The organism is Alsobacter soli, from assembly GCF_003004785.1.
GTDB lineage: Bacteria > Pseudomonadota > Alphaproteobacteria > Rhizobiales > Beijerinckiaceae > Alsobacter > Alsobacter soli.
The window spans coordinates 114749-137235 of record NZ_PVZS01000010.1 but is presented as its reverse complement, the minus strand read 5'-3'; the positions used below and the strand labels follow the sequence as shown (position 1 = coordinate 137235).

Here is a 22487-nt window from a genome sequence, read left to right as displayed (position 1 = left end):
AGCCGGGTGCGACAGCGCGGCCCGGATCGCCGAGGGCCGCGGCGCGGCGGCCACAAAACAACGCGCGAACGCGTTTCGAAAGGCTGAGCGATGAGCGTCAGGGATGTGATGGCCGTCAAACTCAGGGAGGCGCTGGCGCCGACCGAACTCGAGGTCATCGACGAGTCGGACCGACACATCGGCCACGGCGGGTGGCGCGAGGGCGGCGAAACTCACTTCTCCGTCAAAGTGGTGTCCCCCGCCTTCATCGGCAAGAGCCGCGTGGAGCGCCACCGGATGGTCAACGCCATCCTGGCGGAGGAACTGGCCGGCCGGGTTCATGCCCTGGCCGTGAACGCGAAAGCGCCGGGGGAGTAGCCCTCCCCCGGCGCTTGCGAGCGGGTAGCGTGAGAGTGGCCTAGCGAAGCCGCTCCAGGATGCTCACGTAGTTGGCCACGGCCGCTCCTCCCATGTTGAAGATGCCGCCGAGCGTGGCCGCGGGAATCTGCATGTCCCCCGCCTCGCCGGCGAGTTGCATGGCCGTCAGCGCGTGCATGGAGACGCCGGTGGCGCCGATGGGGTGACCCTTCGCCTTGAGCCCCCCGGAGGGGTTCACCGGCAGGCGGCCGTCCTTCTGGGTCCACCCCTCCTTGATGGCGACAGCGCCGCGGCCCTCGGGGGCGAGGCCCATCGCCTCGTATTCCAGCAGCTCCGCGATCGTGAAGCAGTCGTGCGTCTCGACGAAGGAGAGGTGGTCGAGCGTGACGCCCGCCTGGGCGAGCGCCCGGCGCCAGGCCTCGGCGCAGCCGTCGAACTTCAGGATGTCGCGCTTCGACATGGGCAGGAAATCCTGCACGTGGGAGGCGGCCCGGAACGCGATGGCCCGGTTCATCTTCAGCGCCGTCTCGACGTCGGCCAGCACGACCGCGGCGGCGCCGTCGGACACCAGCGAGCAGTCGGTCCGCTTCAGCGGGCCGGCCACGTAGGGGTTCTTCTCGCTCTCCTGCCGGCAGAACTCGACGCCCAGGTCCTTGCGCATCTGCGCGTAGGGATTGGAGACCCCGTTCTTGTGGTTCTTGGCGGCGATCATCGCCAGGGCGTCGGATTGGTCGCCGTGCCGCTGGAAGTAGGCCGCGGCGATCTGGCCGAATACGCCGGCGAAGCCCGCCGGGGTGTCGCCGTCCTCCGGCAGGTAGGAAGCCTTGAGGAGGTAGCGGCCAATGTCCGCCGGGGGCGTCCTGGTCATCTGCTCGACGCCCACGACGAGGACGACGCGCGCCTGCTTGGCCTCGATGCTCTTCATCGCCGTGTGGACCGCGGCCGAGCCGGTCGCGCAGGCGTTCTCGACACGGGTCGTCGGCTTGAAGCGCAGGGCGTCGTCCGCCTGCAGCACCAGCGAGGCCGTGAAGTCCTGCTGCGAGAAGCCCGCGTTGTAGTGGCCGAGCACGATCTCGTCGACGTCGCCCGCCTCCACCCCGGCGTGCTCCAGGGCCTCGTTGGTGACCCGCACGATCAGGCTCTCGACGCTCTCGGCGTCCTGCTTGCCGAACGGGGTATGGGCCCAGCCCACGATACAGGCGGTCATCTTGGCGGTGCTCCCTCGCGTTTCCGCGCAGACAATGGCCCCGGCGCGCGCCCTTCGCAAGGCGCGCGCTCGCAAGGCTCGCGTGCGCGAACGCGCGGGCGCGCGCCCACGGCGCAGCCCAAGGCATGGCGGAACGGCCCGCTTGCGGCCGGCGTTGTCGGCGCGAGAGACGGAGGAGGAGAACCATGTCCGCGAACACGGCGACTTTGCTCGAGGAGGCGGCGCGGCACGGCCAGGGCGACGCCCAGGCGGCCTTGCCCAAGCGCAACCGGGACGACCTCGTCACGCTGCTCTGCCAGCAGGGGGATCGCGTGAGCGCGCAGGACAGCGACGCGATCTACAGGCGCTATTGCGAGGCCTATGACCAGCGCGAGCGGCGCGAGGAACTGGTCGACGCCGGGTCGGAGATGTCCTTCCCGGCCAGCGATCCGCCCTCCTACATGGCGGGCGCGTCCGTGGCCGGGGCGCCCCCGCCCGGGAGCGAGACCCGCGAGCCGGTCAGCAAGAGGGCCACGGATCCCGCCCGCGTGCGCGAGGTTGAGGAAACGGACGGCACGGGCGGCCAGAAGGCCGACGCCCCGACTGGGCAGCAACAGTCCAACGCCAGCCGTCGCTGAGCATGGCGGTCAGGCCCCGTGGGTCCACAGCAGCAGGATGACGCCGCCGACGATCAGCGTCATCCCGACGATCTCGCGGGGGCTGGTGGATTGATCGAACAGCCGCTTGGAGACCGCCTGCGCGAACAGCACCTCGACCAGGGCCAGCGTCCGCACGTTGGCGGCCGACGTGAGCGAGAAGCCCAGGAACCAGAACTGCGACGCGAACGCGCCCGCGAACCCCGCGAGCAGGGAGGGACGCCAGGCCCGGACGATCTTGACCAGCGCGCGCCGGTTGAAGGCCCCGAGCCACAGGAGAAGGAGCGTGGTCTGCACGCCCAGCGACCAGGCCAGCGTATAGGTCGAGCGCAGCACGAACGACCCTTGGCCAAGCTCCAGGATCGCGCCGCGGAAGCCGATCGCCGACAAGGCGAAGAACGCGCCCGACACGATTCCCATGATGGCCGGGCGCGTCCCGGCCGCCGTGAAGCTGCTCCCCGGCTTCACGGCCATCAGCACGACGCCGGCCGTGGCCACGACGATCGCGACAGCCGCGCCCAGGCTCATGGGATCCCCGAGAACCAGGATGCCGAACACCGCCACCTGGACGGGCTCGGTCTTGATGTAGGCGGTCGCCACCGCGAAGGAGCGTTCCCGCATGGCGGCCAGCATCAGCACGGTGGCGAGGATCTGGGCCACGGCGCCGCCGAGCACCCAAAGGAGGAAGCGGCCTGTTGGCGCGGGCGATGCGCCGCCGCCAATAGCGAGCACCAGTGCGAGGAAGACAAGCGCGAATGGGAAGCCATACAGAAACCGCACCTGCGAGGCGCCGACCGTGCCCAGCGTCTCGGTCAGGCTCCGCTGCATGGCGTTGCGCGCGGTTTGCGCCACCGCCGCGACCAGCGTCGTGACGATCCACAGATAGGCCATGGGGGAAGCGCCTTTCGTCCGAAAGCCGAGCCCGCCCGAACCCGGCCATGATCGGCCGGTACCACCTGTGGCTGCGCTAGGCAAATCACGGGGCGCGGGGTAGGAATCATTGTCAGCGTCAGGCCGCCTTCCGGGGCGCCGTGATCGCCAGAGCGATTTCCGGCCGACGTCCTATTATCGCCGGCTGCATTTTGACGTTTGTCCTAGGCCCGCCCGCTCGGGCGAGAACCGGAACGATCTGATGACACGAGTGGTCCGCCGCGTTTCCCTGTTTTTCGCCGTCTCTCGGCTGCGCGCCCGCGCCCTGGTGGCTGGGGCCGCCGGGCTGCTGATGACCGGGGCCGCCGCCCAGGCGGCCATGCCCTACGTGGTGGCCGATCTGGCCACGGGTCGGGTGCTGTTCTCCGAGGACGCCACCATGCCGTGGTACCCGGCCTCGGTGACGAAGCTGATGACCACCTACGTCACGCTGAAGAAGGTCAAGGAAGGCAAGATCTCGTTCGATACGCCGATCCCGATCTCCAAGAACGCCACGTCCGTGCCGCCCTCCAAGGTGGGCCTCAAGCCGGGCATGGAGATCACGCTCGAGAACGCCATGAAGATCATGTTGGTGAAGTCCGCCAACGACATGGCGGTCGTCATCGCGGAGGGCGTGGGCGGCACCGTCGACAATTTCGCCGCCATGATGAACCAGGAGGCCGCCAGCCTGGGCCTGCACGAGAGCCACTTCGTCAACCCGAACGGGCTCTTCGCCGAAGGGCAGCAGACCTCCGCGCGCGACCTCGCGATACTGACCCGGGCGCTGCTGCTGGAGTTCCCCGAATACGCGGGCTTTTTTCACATCGGCTCGGTGAAGCTCGGCAACCGGGTGATGAAGAACACCAACGGCCTGATCGGGCGCTACCAGGGCATCGAGGGCATGAAGACGGGCTTCATCTGCCCGTCAGGCTTCAACCTGGTCGCCGTCGCCAACCGCAACGGCCAGCGGCTGATCGCGGTGGTGCTCGGCGCCTCGTCCGGCACCGACCGCACCCTGAAGGCGGCCCAGTTCCTCGACAAGGGCTTCAACGGCGGCTTCGGCTCCGGTCTGTTCGGGGGTGGCGGCGGCACGCTGCAGAGCATGCCGGCGTCTTCCGTCGCCGCGCCGCCGAATATGCGAGAAGACATCTGCGTCCACCGCAAGGGCGCCCCGGCGTCCGAGGAGGAAGCCGAGCCGCAGACCCAGGCGTCGGCCCCGCCCGGCAACGAGGAGGGCCGCTCGGCCCCGGTGGCGCTTGCGGCCGTGTCGCAGCCGAGCGGCATGGCGGCTGGGCCGAGAACCCTCGGTCCTCGCGCCCCGCTCGAGGTGGTCCCGGTCTATGTCGGGCGGAACGAGCGGTCCGCCTCCGCCCCCGTCGCCGCAAACGCCTCCTTCACGCCCGTGATGGTCGCCAAGAAGCCCGTCGAGAAGGGCGCGCCCAAGACCGCCGCCGCCTATGCGGAAGGCTCGTCCGAAGCCGCGCCCGGCATCAAGGTGAAGCCTGCGGACGTGAAGCCCCTGAAGGCCGGCGCGATCGCGCACGGCGTGAAGGCCAAGGCGGGGCCGAAGCACGGCGCCGTGCCGCGCCGTCCGGCGGTGGCCTCCAAGGCGGTGGACCTGAACAGCGAGGCGGAGCCCGCCAAGGCGCTGGAAGGCAAGGTCACGGCCGGCAAGCACGGCCGGGTCCACGTGGAGATCCCGGTGAAGAGCAAGGCCAAGACGCCCGTGAAGGCCAAGGCGGAGCCGAAGGCCAAGCCCGGGCACAAGGAGAAGGTGGCGGCCGAGGCGCCGCCGGCACGACGAAAGAAGCCCGCCAGCACCGAGTGATCACGTCGACCCTCAAGCCTGTCGAGCGGTCGCGCTTGTCCCTTTCCGGGACCGAAGCGCGGCCGCTTTTCTTTTCAGCGCCCTCGTGCTTTCTCCCGTCCGGCACGTGCTTTCGCATCGCTGGCTCTGAAAGGCGCTCCGCCGCATGACGGCTCCCGTTTCCGCCCCGGGCGGGTTCCTGCTCGCGCTCGGCGGCGCGGCGGCCTACGGCTTCAACATCACCTTTGCGCGCATCGCCGCCGGCGAAGGGGTGCACGGGCCCCTGATGGTGTTCTATCGGGTGCTCGTGATGCTGGCGCTCGCGGTCGTCCTCGCGGTCGCGTTGCGCCAGAGCCTGCGGGTTCCCGCCGGGAAACGTGCGCCGCTGTTCGTGCTCGGCCTGTCCAGCGCCGGCGTGGGCATCTGCTACCTGTCCTCCGTGGCGTTCATCCCGGTCACGGTCGCCGCGGTGGTGTTTTACACCTACCCGGTGTTGATCGTGCTGATGAGCCCCCTGGTGGAGCGAAGGCCGTTGTCGGCGCCCCTCCTGGCCGTTGCGGCGGTCGCCTTCGTGGGCATCGTGCTGGTGCTCGGCCCCGCCTCCGCCAGCCTCGATCCGCGCGGGCTCCTGCTCGCCTTCGGGGCGAGCCTGTCTGGAGTGGCGCAGTTCTTCGCGGCTGCGCGATGCGCCTCCCTCACGACGGCCCCGAAGGTGTTCTGGGTCCACGTCGTCTGCCTCCCCGCCGCGCTTGCGGCGGCGGCGGCTACCGGCGGGGTGCACGGACCCGCCATCCTGCTGGCGGCGCCCTGGGCGGTGACGCTCACGATTGGGGGCTTCGTGCTCGGCTTCGTCCTGCAGGTGGTCTCGCTCGGCCGCGTCGGCGCCGTCGCGGGCGGCCTGGCGTTCTGCCTGGAGCCCGTCGTGGCGGCCCTGACCTCGGCCCTCGTCCTCGGCGAGCGGCTCGCGCCGATCCAATATGCCGGCGGAGCCCTTGTCATCGGGGCCATCATGGCCAACGTGGCTCTTCAGAACGGGCGCGCGCGGGTTCCGGCGCGGGCATGACGGAGCAAGCGGCCATGGACGGCCCCATCCCTCTCACGATCCTCACCGGCTTCCTGGGGGCCGGGAAGACGACCTTGCTCAACCGGCTCCTCTCCGATCCGGCGCTGGCCGACACGGTCGTGATCGTCAACGAATTTGGCGAGATCGGTCTCGACCACCTCTTCATCGAGGCGGTGGACGGGGACATGGTGCTGCTGTCCTCGGGCTGCCTGTGCTGCACCGTGCGCGGCGACCTGGTGGCGGCCCTGGAAGATCTCGTCGCCAAGCGCGACGCCGGGACCGTGAGCCCGTTCCGCCGCGTGCTGGTCGAGACCACCGGCCTGGCCGACCCCGCCCCGATCCTGCAGGCCGCGCTGTCGCACCCCTATCTGGTCACGCGCTACGCCATCGACGGGGTCGTGACCGTCGTGGACGCCCTGAACGGCTACGCCACGCTGGACGAGCATTCCGAGGCGGTGAAGCAGGTCGCGGTCGCGGACCGGATCGCGCTCACCAAGTCGGACCTGCTGACGGACGCGACCCGTCCCGAATACGGCCGCCTCCGCGCCCGGCTTCGGCGACTGAACCCCGCCGCTCCCCTGCTGGAGGCCGCCGCCGGCGAAGCCACGGCGGACGCCCTCATGGGGGCGGGCCCCTTCGAGACCAGCGGGAAGATCCCGGATGTCGCGGCCTGGCTCCGCGAGGAGGCCTACCGCGACGCGGAGGGCGACGGCCATGCGCACGACCACGCTCACGACGAGCGCGACCAGGACTCCCACGACGTCAACCGCCACGACTCCCGCGTGCGCGCCTTTTGCCTGACCACCGACCGGCCGGTCCCGATGGCGGCGCTGGACATGTTCATGACCTTGCTGCCGTCGGCGCACGGGGCCAAGCTGCTGCGCATGAAGGGCATCGTGAACGTGGCCGAGCAGCCGGACCGCCCCATTGTCCTCCATGGCGTCCAGCACGTGCTGCACCCGCCGGTCGCTCTGCCGCGCTGGCCTGACGCCGACCGCCGCACGCGCCTCGTGTTCATCACCCGCGATCTCGACGAAAGCTTCGTCAGGCGGATGTGGGACGCCTTCACGGGCACGCCCGCCATCGACACGCCGGACCGTGCGGCGCTGATGGACAACCCGCTCTCGCTGCGGCGGGGCTGAGCTCCTCAGGCCTTCCGGATCAGGAACACGAGCGCATCCTCCTCGCGGGCGCTCGCCAGGAGTTCGTCGCCCAGCTCGCGCACCAGATGGGGAATGTCGATGGCCGCCATCGGGTCGGTGGCGCGGACCTGCAGCGCAGTCCCCGGCGCGAGCCCGGCCAGGGCCTTGCGCGTCCGCAGCGCCGGCATGGGGCACTTGAGGCCCCGCAAGTCGAGCGCGAGGGCGGGCTTGGCGTCGGGATCCGTCATGCCGGCTGCCTAGCACGGGCGGGCGCAGCCGGGGAACGCCGATTTAACGCTCGTGTCCCACCATGGGGGCGATGAACGCGCCCGCTCCCCCTCGGACCCTGATGGCGCCGGCCACTGACGCGCCGGCGCGCGTGGAGCCGTTCGGGGCCGACGGCGCCGAGGCCTGTCGCGAAGCCTGGAGAGAACTCGGGGCGCGGTCGCCGGATCGCAACCCGTTCTGGGAGCCCGACTTTGCCCTTCCCGCGGCCGCCTTGCCCGGCGTCGCACCCCCGCTTTTCGTCGCCGCCTGGCGTGGCGAGCGCATGACCGCGCTCCTGGTCCTGCGCCGGCCGCGGCTCGGCCGGCTGGCCACCGTGCTGCGCGGCTGGGCCCACGATCAGGCCGTGCTCGGGACGCCGCTGCTGGACCCCGTTTACGGGGCGGAGGACCTCGCCGCGATTGTCGCGTGGCTCCGCCGCGCATTCCCGCTCGCCCAGGCCGTGCTGCTGCCCTGGATGGACGAAGACTCCCAGGCTGGCGCCCAGATCGAGGCCGCAACGGGCCGGAGCGCCATTCGCCTCGGAGCCCACGAACGCGCCGCCTTGTTCCGAGAGTCGGCCGAAGCGGGCGCCGCCCCGGCCGTCAGCGCCAAGCGCGGCAAGGAGCTCGCGCGCCTCCGCAGGCGCCTCGCCGAACGGGGAGACCTGCTCTCCAGATCCGCCGTCACGCCCATGGAGGTCGAGCAAGCCTGCGCGTCCTTCGCCGCCCTTGAGGCGCGCGGCTGGAAAGGCCGGCGCGGCACGGCCTTCGCCAGCGACCCGGCACGCCTCAAGTTCCTGCAGGCGGTCACGATGGGCTTCGCCCGGCGCGGCGAATGCCGGATCGACCTGCTCACCCTCGACGGCGCCGCGATCACAGTCGGAATCGTGCTGGGCGGCGACGCACGGGCGCTCTACTGGAAGACGACCTACGACGAGGCCTTCTCCGTCTACTCGCCCGGCGTGCTGCTGACGCAGGTCCTGACGGAGCGGCAGCTGTCCAACCCAGCCCTGCGCCTTACGGACAGCTGCGCGGTCTCAGGCCACCCTATGATCGACCGGCTGTGGCCGGGCCGCCTCCAAATCGCCGACTGGTGGCTCCCGCTCCGGGCAGGCCACACGGCCCTGCTCGCCGCCGAGCGCATCCGGCGCGCGCTGCGCGCGGTCGCCAAGGCCGCCTGGAAGCGCCTGCGCCCCTAGGCGCGCAGGCGCAGCTCGCGACGGATCACCTTGCCGGTGGTCGTGAGCGGCAGGTCAGGCACGAAGGCGATTTCGCGCGGATATTCGTGGGCGGACAGCCGCTCCTTGACGAAGCGCTGGATATCGGCGGCCAGGTCTCGGCTTTCCCCCACGCCCCGCTTCAGCACCACGAAGGCCTTCACGATCTCGGTGCGCAGCGGGTCGGGCTTGCCCACCGCGGCGGCGTTGGCGACGGCCGGGTGGCGCAGCAGGCAGTCCTCGATCTCCGCCGGGCCGATGCGGTAGCCAGCCGACGTGATCACGTCGTCGTCCCGGCCCACGAAGCGCACGTAGCCGTCCGCGTCCATCTCGCCCTGGTCGCCGGTGGTCATCCAGTCGCCGATGAACTTGTCTCGGGTCGCCTCGGGGCGNATCCAGTCGCCGATGAACTTGTCTCGGGTCGCCTCGGGGCGGTTCCAGTAGCCCAGGAACATCACCGGATCGGGACGCCGCACGGCGATCTGCCCCAGTTCTCCGGGATCGCAGACCGTGCCGTCGGGCCGGATGATCGCCACCTCGTGCCCGGGAATGGGCTTGCCGATGGAGCCCGGCTTCACCACGCCCAGCGCCGCGCAGGAGCCCAGCACCAGGTTGCACTCGGTCTGCCCATAGGCCTCGTTGATGGTCATCCCGAGCGCCTCGCGCCCCCACGCGAGCGTCTCCGCGCCCAGGGCTTCGCCGGCCGACGCGATCGTGCGCAGCGCCAGGCCCGGGAAGCGGGCGCGCGGGGTCTCGACGGAGCGCAGCATCCGCAGCGCCGTCGGCGGCACGAAGATGTTCTTCACCTGGAGGTCCGCCATCAGGGCGAACGCCTCCTCGGCGTCGAACTTCTCGAACTTGCGCGCCACGGCGGGCACGCCGAAGTGAAGCGAAGGCAGCAGCCCGTTGAGCAGCCCCCCGGCCCAGGCCCAGTCGGCCGGCGTCCACAGGAGGTCTCCCGGCTGCGGGAAGAACTCGTGCACCAGCTGGAAGCAGGGCAGGTGGCCCAGCAGCACGCGGTGGCCGTGCAGGGCGCCCTTGGGCGGACCGGTGGTGCCCGAGGTGTAGATCATCAGCGCCGGGTCGTCCGGCGTCGTGTCGAGCGGGGCGAATTGGGCGCTCTCGCGGGCGATCGCCTCGTGAAAGCCCAGCGCCTCGCCATCCGGCCCGTCTACGCAGATCAGCAGCCGCAGCTCCGGCAGGTTCCCCCGCAGCGCCGCCACCCGGGCGATCCCGGCCGCGTTGGTGACCAGCGCCGTCACGCCGGCGTCCTGGAGCCGGTAGGCGAGCGCGTCGGCGCCAAACAGCATGGCCAGCGGCAGCGCGATCGCGCCCATCTTGTAGGCCGCCACATGCGCCACCGCGACCTCGCTCGACTGCGGCAGCAGGATGCCGATCCGGTCCCCGCGCCGGACGCCATGCCGCGTCAGCAGATTTGCGAGCCGGTTGGAGGCGTCCCGCATGGCCCCGAAGGTCACGGTCGTCACTGCGCCCCCGGGCGACACGTCCAGGATGGCGGGCCGGTCCGGGTCCAGGGCCGCCCACTTGTCGCAGACGTCCACGCCCATGTTGTAGCGGGCCGGGATGTCCCAGCGGAACGCCGCCCGAAGGTGGTCGAAGTCACGGATGTCGGGGAGCATGGGGGAATGACCTGGAACGTGAGCAGGCTGACGTTACGCCGATTGTTGCAGTGCGAAAAGGCCGACTTTCCGCCGGGGCGGCGCCAGCCTTGGACCTTCACGGTCCCTTCACCAACGCCTCGCAGACTCTGGCGTCATGTACGCCGCCCCCGATCTCCAGGCCGCGCTCGCCAGCTGGGCGCGGCATCTCGCCTCCGAGCGCCGGCTCTCGCCCAAGACGCTGGAGGCCTATGGCCGCGACATCAGCCAGTTCGTCGGCTTCCTGGGCGAGCGCGCCGGCGCGCCGGCGGCGCTGGCTGACGTCAAGCGTCTGCGCCCGGCCGACATCCGCGCCTTTATGGCGGGGCGGCGCGCGGAAGGGATCGGCAGCCGTTCGCTGATGCGCGCGCTGGCGTCCGTCCGGTCAGCCCTGCGCTTCCTCGAGCGGGAGGGCCTGGTGGACGCCTCGGCGCTGTCGGCCATCCGCGGCCCCAAGCTGGGGAAGAGCCTGCCCAAGCCGCTCTCCGCCCCCAACGCGCGGCGCCTCGCCGACCCCGACCTCCGGGCCGGGGAGGAGCGCGAGACCTGGGTTCTCGTGCGTGACGCGGCCGTGCTGGCCCTGCTCTACGGATGCGGGCTGCGCATCTCGGAGGCGCTCGGCCTCAAGCGCAGCGAGGCGCCTGTGGGCGGCCAGGACGTGATCACCGTCACCGGCAAGGGCGGCAAGACCCGCATGGTCCCGGTGATCCCGGCCGTGTCGGCGGCTGTCGCCGAGTACGTCGCCCTGTGCCCCTACACGCTGCCCCCGAGCGAGCCGCTGTTTCGCGGGCAGAAGGGCGGCCCGCTCAACCCGCGCATCATCCAGCTCGCCATGGAGCGCCTGCGCGGCGCGCTCGGCCTCCCGGAGACGGCCACCCCGCACGCCCTGCGCCACTCCTTCGCCACCCACCTCCTGGCCCGCGGCGGCGACCTGCGCGCCATCCAGGACCTGCTCGGCCACGCCTCCCTGTCCACCACGCAAATCTATACGGAGGTGGACACGTCCCGCCTGCTGGCCGCCTACAACGCCGCCCACCCGCGGGCAGGATAGCGGCGCGCCCTTGCGCGCGACGCGAATCATCCCTCAAATCCGCGGCCGTCCTTGGAGGGAGGCTGAGTACCCATGTCGCACGAAGCGGGCGCCGTCGAGGGCGGCAACAAGAAGGTGGCGCTGCTCATCGGCGTCCTGGCGTTGTTCCTGGCCTTCTCGGAGCAGGGCGGCAACGAGGCGCAGACCAACTCGCTGGCCTACAACGTGGAGGCCTCCAATCTCTGGGCCTTCTTCCAGGCCAAGACGATCCGCGGCACCGTGGTGCGGACCGCGGGCGAGCAGCTCGACCTGAATCTCCAGGCCATGACCGATCCGGCCCAGAAGGCCGCCGCGGAAAAGCGCCTGGAGTCCTGGAAGCAGACGGTGGCGCGCTGGGAGAGCGAGCCCGACACCGGGGAAGGCCGCAAGGAGCTCGCCGCCCGCGCCAAGTCCGCCGAGGACAAGCGCGACTACCAGGGCCGCAAGCACGACCATTACGAGGTCTCCTCCGCGGCCCTCCAGCTCGCCATCGTGATCGCCTCGTCGTCGATCATCACCGGCATCGGCGGCCTGGTCTGGCTCGCCGCCGGCCTCGGCGTCCTCGGCGTCGCCTTCATGGCCATCGCAGCCTTCGCCCCGATGGCCGTGCATTTGTTCTGAGCCGTAATCTTCCCCGTCATTGCGAGGAGCGCAGCGACGAAGCAATCCAAAGCCACGCGCCGGGCCGCTGGATTGCTTCGCTCCGCTCGCAATGACGGAAACGAAAAGCCCCGGCGCATGCTCTGCGCCGGGGCTTCTGCATTCAGGGACGCGCGAAAGCGATCAAATATGGATCGCCCGCTTCTCCACCGCCATGGCGGCTTCCTTCACGGCCTCGCTCATGGTGGGGTGCGCGTGGCAGGTCCGCGCCAGGTCCTCTGAAGACCCGCCGAACTCCATCAGCACGGCCGCCTCGTGGATCATCTCGCCGGCGCCGTAGCCGACGATGTGGACGCCCAGCACCCGGTCGGTGTTGGCGTCGGCGATCACCTTCACGAAGCCGTCCGAATGCCGCATGGCGCGGGCGCGGCCGTTGGCCGTGAAGGGGAACTTGCCGATCGCGTAGGCGACGCCCGAGGCCTTCACCTCCTCCTCGGTCTGGCCGACGGAGGCGACCTCCGGCTGCGTGTACACCACGCCCGGGATGACGTTGTAGTTCACGTGCCCGGCCTTGCCGGCCAGGATCTCGGCCACCGCGACGCCCTCGTCCTCGGCCTTGTGGGCCAGCATCGGGCCGCGCACCACGTCGCCGATGGCGAAGATGCCCGGCACGTTGGTCTGGAAGTGCTCGTCGATCACCACGCGGCCGCGCTCCAGCGCCACGCCGACCTGCTCCAGCCCGAGGCCCTCCGTGTAGGGGCGGCGGCCGATGGCGACCAGCACCACGTCCGCGTCAAGCGTCTGCGCCTCGCCGCCCTGGGCGGGCTCCACCGAAACCGTGGCGCCGGCGCCGGCCGTCTCGACCTTGCTGACCTTGTTGCCGAGGATGAACTTGATGCCCTGCTTCTCCAGCAGGCGCTGGAACTGCTTGGCGACCTCGTTGTCCATGCCGGGCAGGATGCGGTCGAGGAACTCGACGACGGTCACCTCCGCCCCCAGGCGCCGCCACACGGAGCCGAGTTCGAGGCCGATGACGCCCGCCCCAACCACCAGCAGCTTGCCCGGGACCTTGTCCAGCGCGATCGCCCCGGTCGAGGAGACCACCACCTTCTCGTCGATGGCCACGCCCGGCAGCGGCGCGACGTCCGAGCCGGTGGCGATCACGATGGCCTTGGTCTCCAGCGTCTGGGTCGAGCCGTCCTCGGCCGTCACCTTCACCTGGCCGGGGGCCACGATGGTCCCGGCGCCGTGGAAGGCGTCGACCTTGTTCTTTTTGAGCAGGAAGCCGACGCCGTTGACGTTGGCCGCCACCGTGTCGTCCTTGTGCTTCATCATCGCCGGCAGGTCGAGCTCAGGCTTGCCGACCATCACGCCCAGCGCCGGGAAGTCGTGCCCGGCCTCCTCGAACACCTCGGACGCGTGCAGCAGCGCCTTGGACGGGATGCAGCCCACGTTCAGGCAGGTGCCCCCGTGGGTCTTGCGCTTCTCCACCACGGCGGTCTTCAGCCCCAGCTGGGCCGCCCGGATGGCGCACACGTAGCCGCCGGGGCCGGTGCCGATGACGATGAGGTCGTAGGACATGCGAATGCTCCGTGCCCGTCATGGCCGGGCTTGCCCCGGCCATCCACGCGGCCGGGTTCAGAAGAAGGATGCCCGGGACGAGCCCGGGCATGACGACGGCGACGCTCAGAGATCCAGCACGAGGCGCGCCGGGTCCTCCAGGGCCTCCTTGACGCGCACCAGGAAGGTCACGGCCTCCTTGCCGTCGACGATGCGGTGGTCGTAGGAGAGCGCCAGGTACATCATCGGGCGGATCTCGATCTTGCCGCCGACCACCATTGGGCGCTCCTGGATCTTGTGCATGCCCAGGATGCCCGACTGCGGCGCGTTCAGGATCGGCGTCGACATCAGCGAGCCGTAGATGCCGCCGTTCGTGATCGTGAAGGTGCCGCCCTGCATCTCCTCGATCTTCAGCTGGCCGTCGCGGGCGCGGCGGCCGAAGTCGGCGATGGTCTTCTCGATGCCCGAGATGGAGAGCTGGTCGGCGTCGCGCACCACCGGGACCACGAGGCCCTTGTCCGTGCCGACCGCGATGCCGACGTGGTAGTAGTTCTTGTAGACGAGGTCCGTGCCGTCGATCTCGGCGTTGACGGCCGGCAGCTCCTTGAGCGCCTGCACGCAGGCCTTCACGAAGAAGCCCATGAAGCCGAGCTTGTTGCCGTGCTTCTTCTCGAACACGTCCTTGTAGCGGGCGCGCAGCGCCATCACCTCGGTCATGTCGACCTCGTTGAAGGTCGTCAGCATGGCCGCGGTGTTCTGGGCGTCCTTCAGGCGCCGCGCGATCGTCTGGCGCAGCTTGGTCATGCGCACGCGCTCTTCGCGCGAGGCGTCGTCCGGCGCTGAGGGAGCGCGGACCTGGACCGGGGCGGCCGGCGCGGGAGCGGAGGCGCCCGTCGAGATGGCGGCCAGCATGTCGCCCTTGGTGACGCGGCCGTCCTTGCCGGTGCCGGCCACGGACGAGGGCTCCACGCCGCTCTCGGCGGCGAGGCGGGTCACGGACGGGGCCTGGGGCGTGCCGGCCGGCAGCACCTTGGCGGGCGCGGCGGCGGTGGCCGGGGCGGCCTTCGGCGTGTCCTGCGGCTTCGGCTGCTCGGCCGCCTTGGCGGCGACCGGGGTCGCGCCGGCGCCGGCGCCGTCCGCCGAGATGGAGCCCAGCAGGGCGCCCACGCCCACCGTCTCGCCTTCCTTGGCGGAGATCTCGGCGAGCACGCCGCCGGCAGGCGCGTTCACCTCGAGGGTGACCTTGTCGGTCTCGAGCTCGACGAGGGGCTCGTCGGCCTTCACGGCCTCGCCCGGCTTCTTGAACCACTTGCCGATGGTGGCTTCAGTGACCGACTCGCCGAGAGTCGGAACGCGGATGTCAGTCGCCATGGTCTCGTCTGGGATGCGGGCGGAACGGCCCTGAAGAAGTCGAAAGGTGGGACGGCAGCGGGAAAGAGGGTCTGCGCGGTCAGCCCGCGTAGACCTCCTCCAGGAAGGCGCGGAGCTGGTCGAGGTGCTTGGACATCAGGCCCGTGGCCGTCGCCGCGGAGGCCGGGCGGCCGGCGTAGCGCGGCTCCTTCACCTTCATTCCGGCGCGGGCGAGCACCCAGCGCAGGTAGGGCTCCACGAAGGTCCAGGAACCCATGTTCTTGGGCTCCTCCTGGCACCACACCACGTCCGCGTTCTTGAAGCGGGCGAGTTCGGTGGCCAGCGCCTTGATGGGGAAGGGGTAGAGCTGCTCGACGCGCAGCAGGTACACGTCGTCGATGCCCCGCTTCTCGCGCTCCTCGTAGAGGTCGTAATAGACCTTGCCCGAGCACAGCACGACGCGGCGGATCTTGTTGTCCTTGGCGAGCTTGATCTTCTCGCCCTTGAGGAACTGGGCGTCGTCCCACAGCAGGCGGTGGAAGGTGGAGCCCGGGCCCATCTCGTCGAGCCGCGACACGGCGCGCTTGTGGCGCAGCAGCGACTTCGGCGTCATCAGGATCAGCGGCTTGCGGAAGTCGCGCTTCAGCTGCCGGCGCAGGATGTGGAAGTAGTTCGCCGGCGTCGTGCAGTTGGCGACCTGCATGTTGTCCTCGGCGCACATCTGCAGGAAGCGCTCGAGGCGGGCGGAGGAGTGCTCCGGACCCTGGCCCTCATAGCCGTGCGGCAGCAGGCACACGAGGCCCGACATGCGCAGCCACTTGCGCTCGCCGGACGAGATGAACTGGTCGAACACCACCTGGGCGCCGTTGGCGAAGTCGCCGAACTGGGCCTCCCACAGGGTCAGGGCGTTTGGCTCGGACAGCGAGTAGCCGTACTCGAAGCCGAGCACCGCCTCCTCCGAGAGCATCGAGTTGATGACCTCGTAGCGGGACTGCCCGTCCTGGATGTGGTTCAGCGGCGTGAAGCGGCTCTCGTCTTCCTGGTCGATCAGCACCGAGTGGCGCTGCGAGAAGGTGCCGCGCTCGCAGTCCTGGCCGCTGAGGCGGACCGGGTGGCCTTCCAGCATCAGCGACCCGAAGGCCAGCGCCTCGCCCGTCGCCCAGTCGATGCCCTCGCCCGTCTCGATCGCCTTGCGGCGGTTGTCGAGGAAGCGCTGGATCGTCCGGTGGACGTGGAAGCCCTCCGGCGCGGTGGTGATCCGCTCGCCGATCATCTTCAGGGTGTCCAGCGCCACGCCGGTCTGGCCACGGCGGGGATCCTCGTCCTCTTCCTTCACGGCCTTCAGGCCGGCCCAGCGGCCGTCGAGCCAGTCGGCCTTGTTGGGCTTGTAGGCCTGGCCCGCCTCGAACTCGGCCTCGAGCCGGGCGCGCCAGTCGGCGCGCATCTTCTCGACCTCGCCGTCGGTGACCACGCCCTCGGCGGTCAGCTTCTCGGCGTAGATCTCCAGCGTCGACTTCCGCGAGCGGATGTTCTTGTACATCAGCGGCTGGGTGAAGGCCGGCTCGTCGCCCTCGTTGTGGCCGAAGCGGCGGTAGCAGAACATGTCGATGACGACAGGCTTGTGGAACTGCTGCCGGAACTCGGTCGCCACCTTGGCGGCGAACACCACCGCCTCGGGGTCGTCGCCGTTCACGTGGAAGATCGGCGCCTCGATCATCTTCGCCACGTCGGACGGATAGGGCGAGGACCGCGAGTAGCGCGGATAGGTCGTGAATCCGATCTGGTTGTTGATGATGACGTGCACCGAGCCGCCGGTGCGGTGGCCCTTCAGGCCCGAGAGGCCAAGGCACTCCGCCACGACGCCCTGGCCCGCGAAGGCCGCGTCGCCGTGGATCAGCAGCGGCATCACCTTGGCGCGCTCGACGATGTCGTTCAGCTGGTCCTGCTTGGCGCGCACCTTGCCGAGCACCACGGGGTCGACGATCTCGAGGTGCGACGGGTTCGCGGTCAGCGACAGGTGGACGTTGTTGCCGTCGAAGGTGCGGTCCGAGGACGCGCCCAGGTGGTACTTCACGTCGCCCGAGCCCTCGACGTCGTCAGGCGCGTAGGAGCCGCCCTTGAACTCGTGGAACAGGGCGCGGTGCGGCTTGCCCAGCACCTGGGTGAGCACGTTCAGGCGGCCGCGGTGGGCCATGCCAAACACGATCTCCTTCACGCCGAGGTTGCCGCCGCGCTTGATGATCTGCTCGAGCGCCGGGATCAGGGCCTCGCCGCCGTCCAGACCGAAGCGCTTGGTGCCGGTGTATTTGACGTCGATGAACTTCTCGAAGCCTTCGGCCTCGACGAGCTTATTGAGGATGGCGCGCTTGCCCTCGCGGGTGAAGGCGATCTCCTTGTGCGGCCCCTCGATGCGCTCCTGGATCCAGGCCTTCTCGGCCGGATTGGAGATATGCATGAACTCGTAGCCGATGGTGGAGCAGTAGGTCCGCTTCAGGATCGCGAGCATCTCGCGGATCGTGGCGAACTCCAGGCCCAGCACGTGATCGATGAAGATCTTGCGGTCCCAGTCAGCCTCGGTGAAGCCGTAGGAGGAGGGATCGAGCTCCTCGTGGTCCGTGCGGACCGCGATGTTGAGCGGGTCGAGCTCGGCATGCAGGTGCCCGCGCATGCGGTAGGCGCGGATCATCATCAGGGCGCGAACGGAGTCGCGCGTCGCCTGCATGACGTCGGCGTGGGAGACCTCGACGCCCTTGGCGGTCGCGGCCCTCTCGGCCTTGGCCTTGATCTTGTCGCCGAGCGCCTTCTCGACCTGGCCCCAGTTGCCGTCGAGGGCGGAAACCAGCTCGCCGTTGGCGTGGATCGGCCAGTTCGGCTTCGCCCAGGAGGCGCCCCGCGCGCTCTTCTCGACGGCCGCCTTGTCGTCCTTCAGCGCGCTGAAGAAGGCCTGCCACTCGGCGTCCACCGAGTTGGGGTCCTTCTCGTAGCGCGCATACAGATCCTCGATGTAGGCGGCGTTGCCGCCATACAGGAACGAGGTCTGGAGGAGGGCGTCGTTCTGGTCCTGACGTGCCATGTGTCTCTCCCGCGCCGCCGTGGCGCCGTCGATTTCTTTGGCGGGGGGCCGCCTGTCGCCCTCTCCCCGGTCCGTCCGGAGAAAAAGGGCCGCAATCTGCCCCCTCTCCCCGGAACGGGGAGAGGGCTGGGGTGAGGGGAGAGCCCCTCATCCGGCGCTTCGCGCCACCCTCGGGTCAAGCCCGAGGGCAGGCTCTTCTCCCCGTGCCGGGGAGAAGGGGTCAGCTCAGCCCTTCAGCACTTCCACGAGGGTCTTGCCGAGGCGGGCCGGCGACGGGGAGACGCGGATGCCCGCGGCTTCCATGGCGGCGATCTTGTCCTCGGCGCCGCCCTTGCCGCCCGAGATGATCGCGCCGGCGTGGCCCATGCGGCGGCCGGGAGGCGCCGTGCGGCCGGCGATGAAGCCGACCGTCGGCTTCTTGCGCCCGCGCTTCGCCTCGTCGGCCAGGAACTGCGCCGCGTCCTCCTCGGCCGAGCCGCCGATCTCGCCGATCATGATGATCGACTCGGTCTTCGGGTCGGCCAGGAACATCTCCAGCACCTCGATGAACTCGGTGCCCTTGACGGGGTCGCCGCCGATGCCCACGGCCGTGGTCTGGCCGAGGCCCTCGCGGGTGGTCTGGAACACCGCCTCGTAGGTCAGGGTTCCTGACCGCGACACGATGCCGACATTGCCCTTGGAGAAGATGTTGCCCGGCATGATGCCGATCTTGCACTCGCCGGCCGTCATCACGCCCGGGCAGTTCGGGCCGACCAGGCGCGACTTCGAGCCCTGCAGGGCGCGCTTCACCTTCACCATGTCGAGCACCGGGATGCCCTCGGTGATGCAGACGATCAGCGGGATCTCGGCCGAGATCGCCTCGCAGATCGCGTCGGCGGCGCCGGGCGGCGGCACGTAGATCACGGACGCGTCCGCGCCCGTCTTCTCGCGCGCCTCGGCGACGGTGTCGAACACCGGCAGGCCGAGATGGGTGGTCCCGCCCTTCCCGGGCGAGGTGCCGCCGACCATCTTGGTGCCATACGCGATGGCCTGCTCGGAATGGAAGGTGCCGTTCTTGCCGGTGAAGCCCTGGCAGATGACCTTCGTGTTGGCGTCAATGAGGACGGACATCAGTCCCTCGCAATTTGCCGGGTCTCGGCGACAAGCTTGCCCGCGTGACCCCAGTTCTCGTCCTCGACGACGTCGAACACGATGTGGATCGTCTCGGGCTTCTTACCCAGAACGCGAACGAGAGTTTCGCTGAACTCCTTCACGATCTGCGCCTTGGTTTCCCGGTTCAGGTTCGTCTTCGTGATCTTCAGGTTGACGAAGGGCATCAGCCCCTCACGGCCTTCACGATCTTCTGGGCGGCGTCGTCGAGGTCATCGGCCGGAATGACGTTCAGGCCGGACTCGGCGATGATCTTCTTGCCCAGGTCCACGTTGGTGCCCTCCAGGCGCACCACCAGCGGAACCTTGAGGCCGACGTCCTTCACGGCCGCGATCACGCCCTCGGCGATGACGTCGCAGCGCATGATGCCGCCGAAGATGTTGATCAGGATGCCCTTCACGTTCGGGTCGGCCGTGATGATCTTGAAGGCCGCCGTGACCTTCTCCTTCGTGGCGCCGCCGCCGACATCGAGGAAGTTGGCCGGGCTCTCGCCGTAGAGCTTGATGATGTCCATCGTCGCCATGGCGAGGCCGGCGCCGTTCACCATGCAGCCGATCGTGCCGTCGAGCGTGATGTAGTTGAGGTCGTACTTGGACGCCTCAATCTCCTTGGCGTCCTCCTCGGTCTCGTCGCGCAGCTCGGCGATGTCCGGATGCCGGTAAAGCGCGTTGCCGTCGAACGACACCTTGGCGTCGAGCGCCTTCAGCTGGCCGTCCTTGCCGAGGATCAGCGGGTTGATCTCGAGCATCTCCATGTCCTTGGCCACGAAGGCCGCATAGAGCTTGGAGACGAGGCTCTCGGCCTGCTTGGCCTGGTCGCCCTTGAGGCCGAGGGCCTTGGCGACGCGGCGGCCGTGGTGGCCCATGATCCCGGTGGCGGGATCGACCGAGAAGGTCACGATCTTCTCGGGGGTGTCGTGCGCCACGTCCTCGATGTTCATGCCGCCCTCGGTGGAGACCACGAAGGCGATGCGCGAGGTCTCGCGGTCCACGAGCATCGACAGGTAGAACTCCTTGTCGATGTCGGACCCATCCTCGATGTAGAGGCGGTTGACCTGCTTGCCGGCCGGGCCCGTCTGGATGGTGACCAGCGTGGCGCCCAGCATCTCGCGGACGTACTGCTTCACCTCGTCGACCGACTTGGCGAGGCGAACGCCGCCCTTCTCGCCGGCCGAGGCTTCCTTGAACTTGCCCTTGCCGCGGCCGCCGGCGTGGATCTGCGACTTGACGACCCAGAGCGGGCCCCCGAGCTCCTTGGCGGCCTGTTCGGCCTCCTCGACCTTGAACACGGGCCGTCCATTGGAGACGGGCACGCCGAACTCCTTCAGGACCGCCTTGGCCTGGTATTCATGGATGTTCATGGGACCTCGCTGATGGGTGTCGCCCCTTCCGCGCCCCTCCCGGGCCTGGCCGGCTCGCGCGTTCCGAAGGGTCGATGCGGACGAGCCCGGGCCGTCGGGGCGGCCCGGGCGAATGGTCAGGCGATCAGGCGAACGCCGGGTTGATCTGCTTGCAGGCGTCGACCAGGCCCTTCACGGCCGCGACCGACTTGGCGAACATCTCCTTCTCCGTCGCGTCGAAGGCGATCTCGACCACCTTCTCCACTCCGTTCTCGCCGATGAGCACCGGCACGCCGACATACATGTCGGAGACGCCGTACTCGCCGTTCAGGTAGGCGGCGCAGGGCAGCACGCGCTTCTGGTCGCGCAGGTAGCTCTCCGCCATGGCGATGGCCGAGGCGGCCGGGGCGTAGAAGGCCGAGCCGGTCTTCAGCAGGGCCACGATCTCGCCGCCGCCGCCGCGGGTGCGCTTCACGATGGCGTCGAGCTTCTCCTGGGAGAGCCAGCCCATCTTCACGAGGTCGGGCAGCGGCACGCCGCCGACCGTGGAGTAGCGGATCAGCGGGACCATGTCGTCGCCGTGGCCGCCGAGCGTCATGGCGTGCACGTCCTTCACGGACACGCCGAGCTCCTCGGCCAGGAAGTAGCGGAAGCGGGCCGAGTCGAGCACGCCGGCCATGCCGACGACCTTGTTCTTCGGTAGGCCCGAGGCCTTCTGCAGCGCCCAGACCATGGCGTCGAGCGGATTGGTGATGCAGATCACGAAGGCGTTGGGGGCGTACTGCTTGAGGCCGGCGCCCACCTGCTCCATCACCTTGAGGTTGATGCCGAGCAGGTCGTCGCGGCTCATGCCGGGCTTGCGCGGCACGCCGGCGGTGACGATCACCACGTCGGCCCCGGCGATCGCCTCGTAGGAGTTGGCGCCCGAATACTTGGCGTCGAAGCCGTCAACCGGGGACGACTCGGCGATGTCCAGGCCCTTGCCCTGGGGAACGCCCTCCGCGATGTCGAAGAGAACGACGTCTCCGAGTTCCTTGAGGCCGGCGAGATGGGCGAGGGTGCCGCCGATCTGCCCAGAGCCGATCAAAGCGATCTTCTTGCGCGCCATGGGTGGTTCCTTGAACAGGGTTGGGCCGCAGGCGGCCGCAGGGTCGCCCGGGAACGCGACCGCCATAGACCCATCGCGTGGCGGCATCAAGTCAACAGAAAGGCTCAGAAATCGGGCTGCGGACGCGCCTGGACAGTGCTGTCCGGCAGGAAATAGCCAAGCTGCCGCAGGCGCTTGCGTGATGACCGCGCGATGGCTGGTTCCCCGCGTCGCGTCGAATCCAGCGCCGTTACAAATGACAGAATTTGTAATTTGTAACGGATTTTTTGGCGCGTTAAGACGTGGTTGTGGCCTGATATCGATCAAACAAGGCCGGCGGTCATTCCGCGCAGAACGACCCGCACGGCCACGGCAAGGCGTTCGTCCCAGACCCTTCTCGGGATGTCCCGGTCCATCCGCACGGGCACCGGATGGATGAACCGGAACACCATGTCGAACAGGAACACGGCGGCCCGCTCCTGCCGGCGCAGGTGGAAGAGACCGGACGCGGCTCCCTCCTCGATCACCCGGTCGAGCAGGGTGCGGATGCGGGCCCGATGCTTGCGCGCCACGCCGCGCATGGCCTCGAACGCCTCCACGTAGAGGTCGAACAGCTGCGGGTCCTGCTCCAGCTTGTCCCTGTGTGCGCCCGCGAGCGCCAGGATCATGCGCTCCAGCTTGTCGTCGGCGGGGTCCGGCGCGTCCACGACCTCCGCCAGTAGCTGCTCGATGGGCCGCAGCCACGCGGCCGTGATCGAGTCCGCCAGCGCTTCCTTGGACGGAAAGTAGCGATAGACATTGGCGTGCGTCATGCCCGCCTCGCGGGCGACGGCCGTCACGGTGGTCTTGGCGAAGCCGTAGCGGCGCACGTGCTCGGCCGCGATCGCCAGGATGCGGGCGTCGGTGCTGTCGAGGGCGGCTGGCGCAGGCACGGGCGGCTCCGGGTGGCGTGGTCCACCCATAGCGCGCGACTGGCGCCGCTGCTAGGCTTCGCCGAAA

The 22487-nt window shown here is 69.5% G+C and carries 20 protein-coding genes; 8 read left to right on the top strand and 12 right to left on the bottom strand.

Going from position 1 to position 22487, the window contains the following annotated elements; all coding sequences use genetic code 11:
• Positions 1-90: 90 nt before the first annotated feature.
• On the top strand, positions 91-357 hold the full coding sequence (locus SLNSH_RS11160; RefSeq protein WP_106337041.1) for a BolA family protein: 267 nt from the start codon (positions 91-93) through the stop codon (positions 355-357).
• A 40-nt stretch (positions 358-397) separates the two neighbouring features.
• On the opposite strand, the gene SLNSH_RS11155 is transcribed toward SLNSH_RS11160, so the two are convergent.
• Entirely contained in the window at positions 398-1564 is a 1167-nt protein-coding gene (locus tag SLNSH_RS11155; protein ID WP_106337040.1) for an acetyl-CoA acetyltransferase, read from the bottom strand.
• A 185-nt stretch (positions 1565-1749) separates the two neighbouring features.
• On the opposite strand from SLNSH_RS11155, the gene SLNSH_RS11150 reads away from it, so the two are divergent.
• Positions 1750-2181, top strand: a complete 432-nt coding sequence (locus SLNSH_RS11150) for a hypothetical protein (protein ID WP_106337038.1) — start codon at positions 1750-1752, stop codon at positions 2179-2181.
• Between the two features lie 9 nt (positions 2182-2190).
• Here the strand turns inward: SLNSH_RS11150 and SLNSH_RS11145 are convergent, their stop codons facing one another.
• Positions 2191-3090: a DMT family transporter gene (locus SLNSH_RS11145; RefSeq protein WP_106337036.1), complete on the bottom strand. Its 900-nt coding sequence runs from the start codon at positions 3088-3090 to the stop codon at positions 2191-2193.
• Between the two features lie 241 nt (positions 3091-3331).
• Here SLNSH_RS11145 and SLNSH_RS11140 point away from each other — a divergent pair, with 241 nt between their 5' ends.
• The 3 genes from SLNSH_RS11140 to SLNSH_RS11130 all read left to right on the top strand — a co-directional run bounded on the left by SLNSH_RS11140 (position 3332) and on the right by SLNSH_RS11130 (position 7120).
• Positions 3332-4936 (top strand): serine hydrolase, encoded by a 1605-nt coding sequence (locus tag SLNSH_RS11140; protein WP_106337034.1) that lies wholly within the window; start codon positions 3332-3334, stop codon positions 4934-4936.
• Positions 4937-5081: 145 nt separating this feature from the next.
• Positions 5082-5978: a DMT family transporter gene (locus SLNSH_RS11135; RefSeq protein ID WP_106337032.1), complete on the top strand. Its 897-nt coding sequence runs from the start codon at positions 5082-5084 to the stop codon at positions 5976-5978.
• 14 nt (positions 5979-5992) lie between these two features.
• Positions 5993-7120 (top strand): CobW family GTP-binding protein, encoded by a 1128-nt coding sequence (locus SLNSH_RS11130; protein ID WP_245422248.1) that lies wholly within the window; start codon positions 5993-5995, stop codon positions 7118-7120.
• 5 nt (positions 7121-7125) lie between these two features.
• On the opposite strand, the gene SLNSH_RS11125 is transcribed toward SLNSH_RS11130, so the two are convergent.
• Positions 7126-7368 carry a sulfurtransferase TusA family protein gene (locus SLNSH_RS11125; RefSeq protein WP_106337029.1) on the bottom strand — a complete coding sequence of 81 codons (243 nt, stop codon included), beginning with the start codon at positions 7366-7368 and terminating at the stop codon, positions 7126-7128.
• A gap of 101 nt (positions 7369-7469) precedes the next feature.
• Here SLNSH_RS11125 and SLNSH_RS11120 point away from each other — a divergent pair, with 101 nt between their 5' ends.
• A complete protein-coding gene (locus SLNSH_RS11120; RefSeq protein ID WP_158266742.1) occupies positions 7470-8585 on the top strand; it encodes a GNAT family N-acetyltransferase in 1116 nt (371 codons plus the stop codon).
• Here SLNSH_RS11120 and SLNSH_RS11115 read toward each other — a convergent pair.
• Complete coding sequence (locus SLNSH_RS11115) at positions 8582-10243, bottom strand: acyl-CoA synthetase (protein WP_106337025.1); 1662 nt, start codon at positions 10241-10243, stop codon at positions 8582-8584. The genes SLNSH_RS11120 and SLNSH_RS11115 overlap by 4 nt on opposite strands.
• A 136-nt stretch (positions 10244-10379) precedes the next feature.
• Here SLNSH_RS11115 and SLNSH_RS11110 point away from each other — a divergent pair, with 136 nt between their 5' ends.
• Positions 10380-11312 (top strand): tyrosine recombinase XerC, encoded by a 933-nt coding sequence (locus SLNSH_RS11110; protein ID WP_106337022.1) that lies wholly within the window; start codon positions 10380-10382, stop codon positions 11310-11312.
• Between the two features lie 72 nt (positions 11313-11384).
• On the top strand, positions 11385-11951 hold the full coding sequence (locus SLNSH_RS11105) for a DUF4337 domain-containing protein (RefSeq protein ID WP_106337019.1): 567 nt from the start codon (positions 11385-11387) through the stop codon (positions 11949-11951).
• 162 nt (positions 11952-12113) lie between these two features.
• Here SLNSH_RS11105 and lpdA read toward each other — a convergent pair whose 3' ends face one another.
• The 8 genes from lpdA to SLNSH_RS11065 form a co-directional block, all read right to left on the bottom strand.
• Positions 12114-13511, bottom strand: coding sequence for a dihydrolipoyl dehydrogenase (gene lpdA, locus SLNSH_RS11100; RefSeq protein ID WP_106337016.1), 1398 nt, complete (start codon positions 13509-13511; stop codon positions 12114-12116).
• A gap of 105 nt (positions 13512-13616) precedes the next feature.
• On the bottom strand, positions 13617-14861 hold the full coding sequence (gene odhB, locus SLNSH_RS11095) for a 2-oxoglutarate dehydrogenase complex dihydrolipoyllysine-residue succinyltransferase (RefSeq protein WP_106337014.1): 1245 nt from the start codon (positions 14859-14861) through the stop codon (positions 13617-13619).
• A gap of 79 nt (positions 14862-14940) precedes the next feature.
• Positions 14941-17913 carry a 2-oxoglutarate dehydrogenase E1 component gene (locus SLNSH_RS11090; RefSeq protein WP_106337011.1) on the bottom strand — a complete coding sequence of 991 codons (2973 nt, stop codon included), beginning with the start codon at positions 17911-17913 and terminating at the stop codon, positions 14941-14943.
• Positions 17914-18138: 225 nt separating this feature from the next.
• On the bottom strand, positions 18139-19023 hold the full coding sequence (gene sucD, locus SLNSH_RS11085) for a succinate--CoA ligase subunit alpha (RefSeq protein WP_106337006.1): 885 nt from the start codon (positions 19021-19023) through the stop codon (positions 18139-18141).
• Positions 19023-19229 (bottom strand): tautomerase family protein, encoded by a 207-nt coding sequence (locus SLNSH_RS11080; protein WP_106337004.1) that lies wholly within the window; start codon positions 19227-19229, stop codon positions 19023-19025. The genes sucD and SLNSH_RS11080 overlap by 1 nt, the downstream gene beginning before the upstream one ends.
• A complete protein-coding gene (sucC, locus tag SLNSH_RS11075) occupies positions 19229-20422 on the bottom strand; it encodes an ADP-forming succinate--CoA ligase subunit beta (RefSeq protein WP_106337003.1) in 1194 nt (397 codons plus the stop codon). The genes SLNSH_RS11080 and sucC overlap by 1 nt, the downstream gene beginning before the upstream one ends.
• A 124-nt stretch (positions 20423-20546) precedes the next feature.
• On the bottom strand, positions 20547-21509 hold the full coding sequence (gene mdh, locus SLNSH_RS11070) for a malate dehydrogenase (protein ID WP_106337001.1): 963 nt from the start codon (positions 21507-21509) through the stop codon (positions 20547-20549).
• Between the two features lie 302 nt (positions 21510-21811).
• Entirely contained in the window at positions 21812-22420 is a 609-nt protein-coding gene (locus SLNSH_RS11065) for a TetR/AcrR family transcriptional regulator (protein WP_245422246.1), read from the bottom strand.
• Positions 22421-22487: the final 67 nt, after the last annotated feature.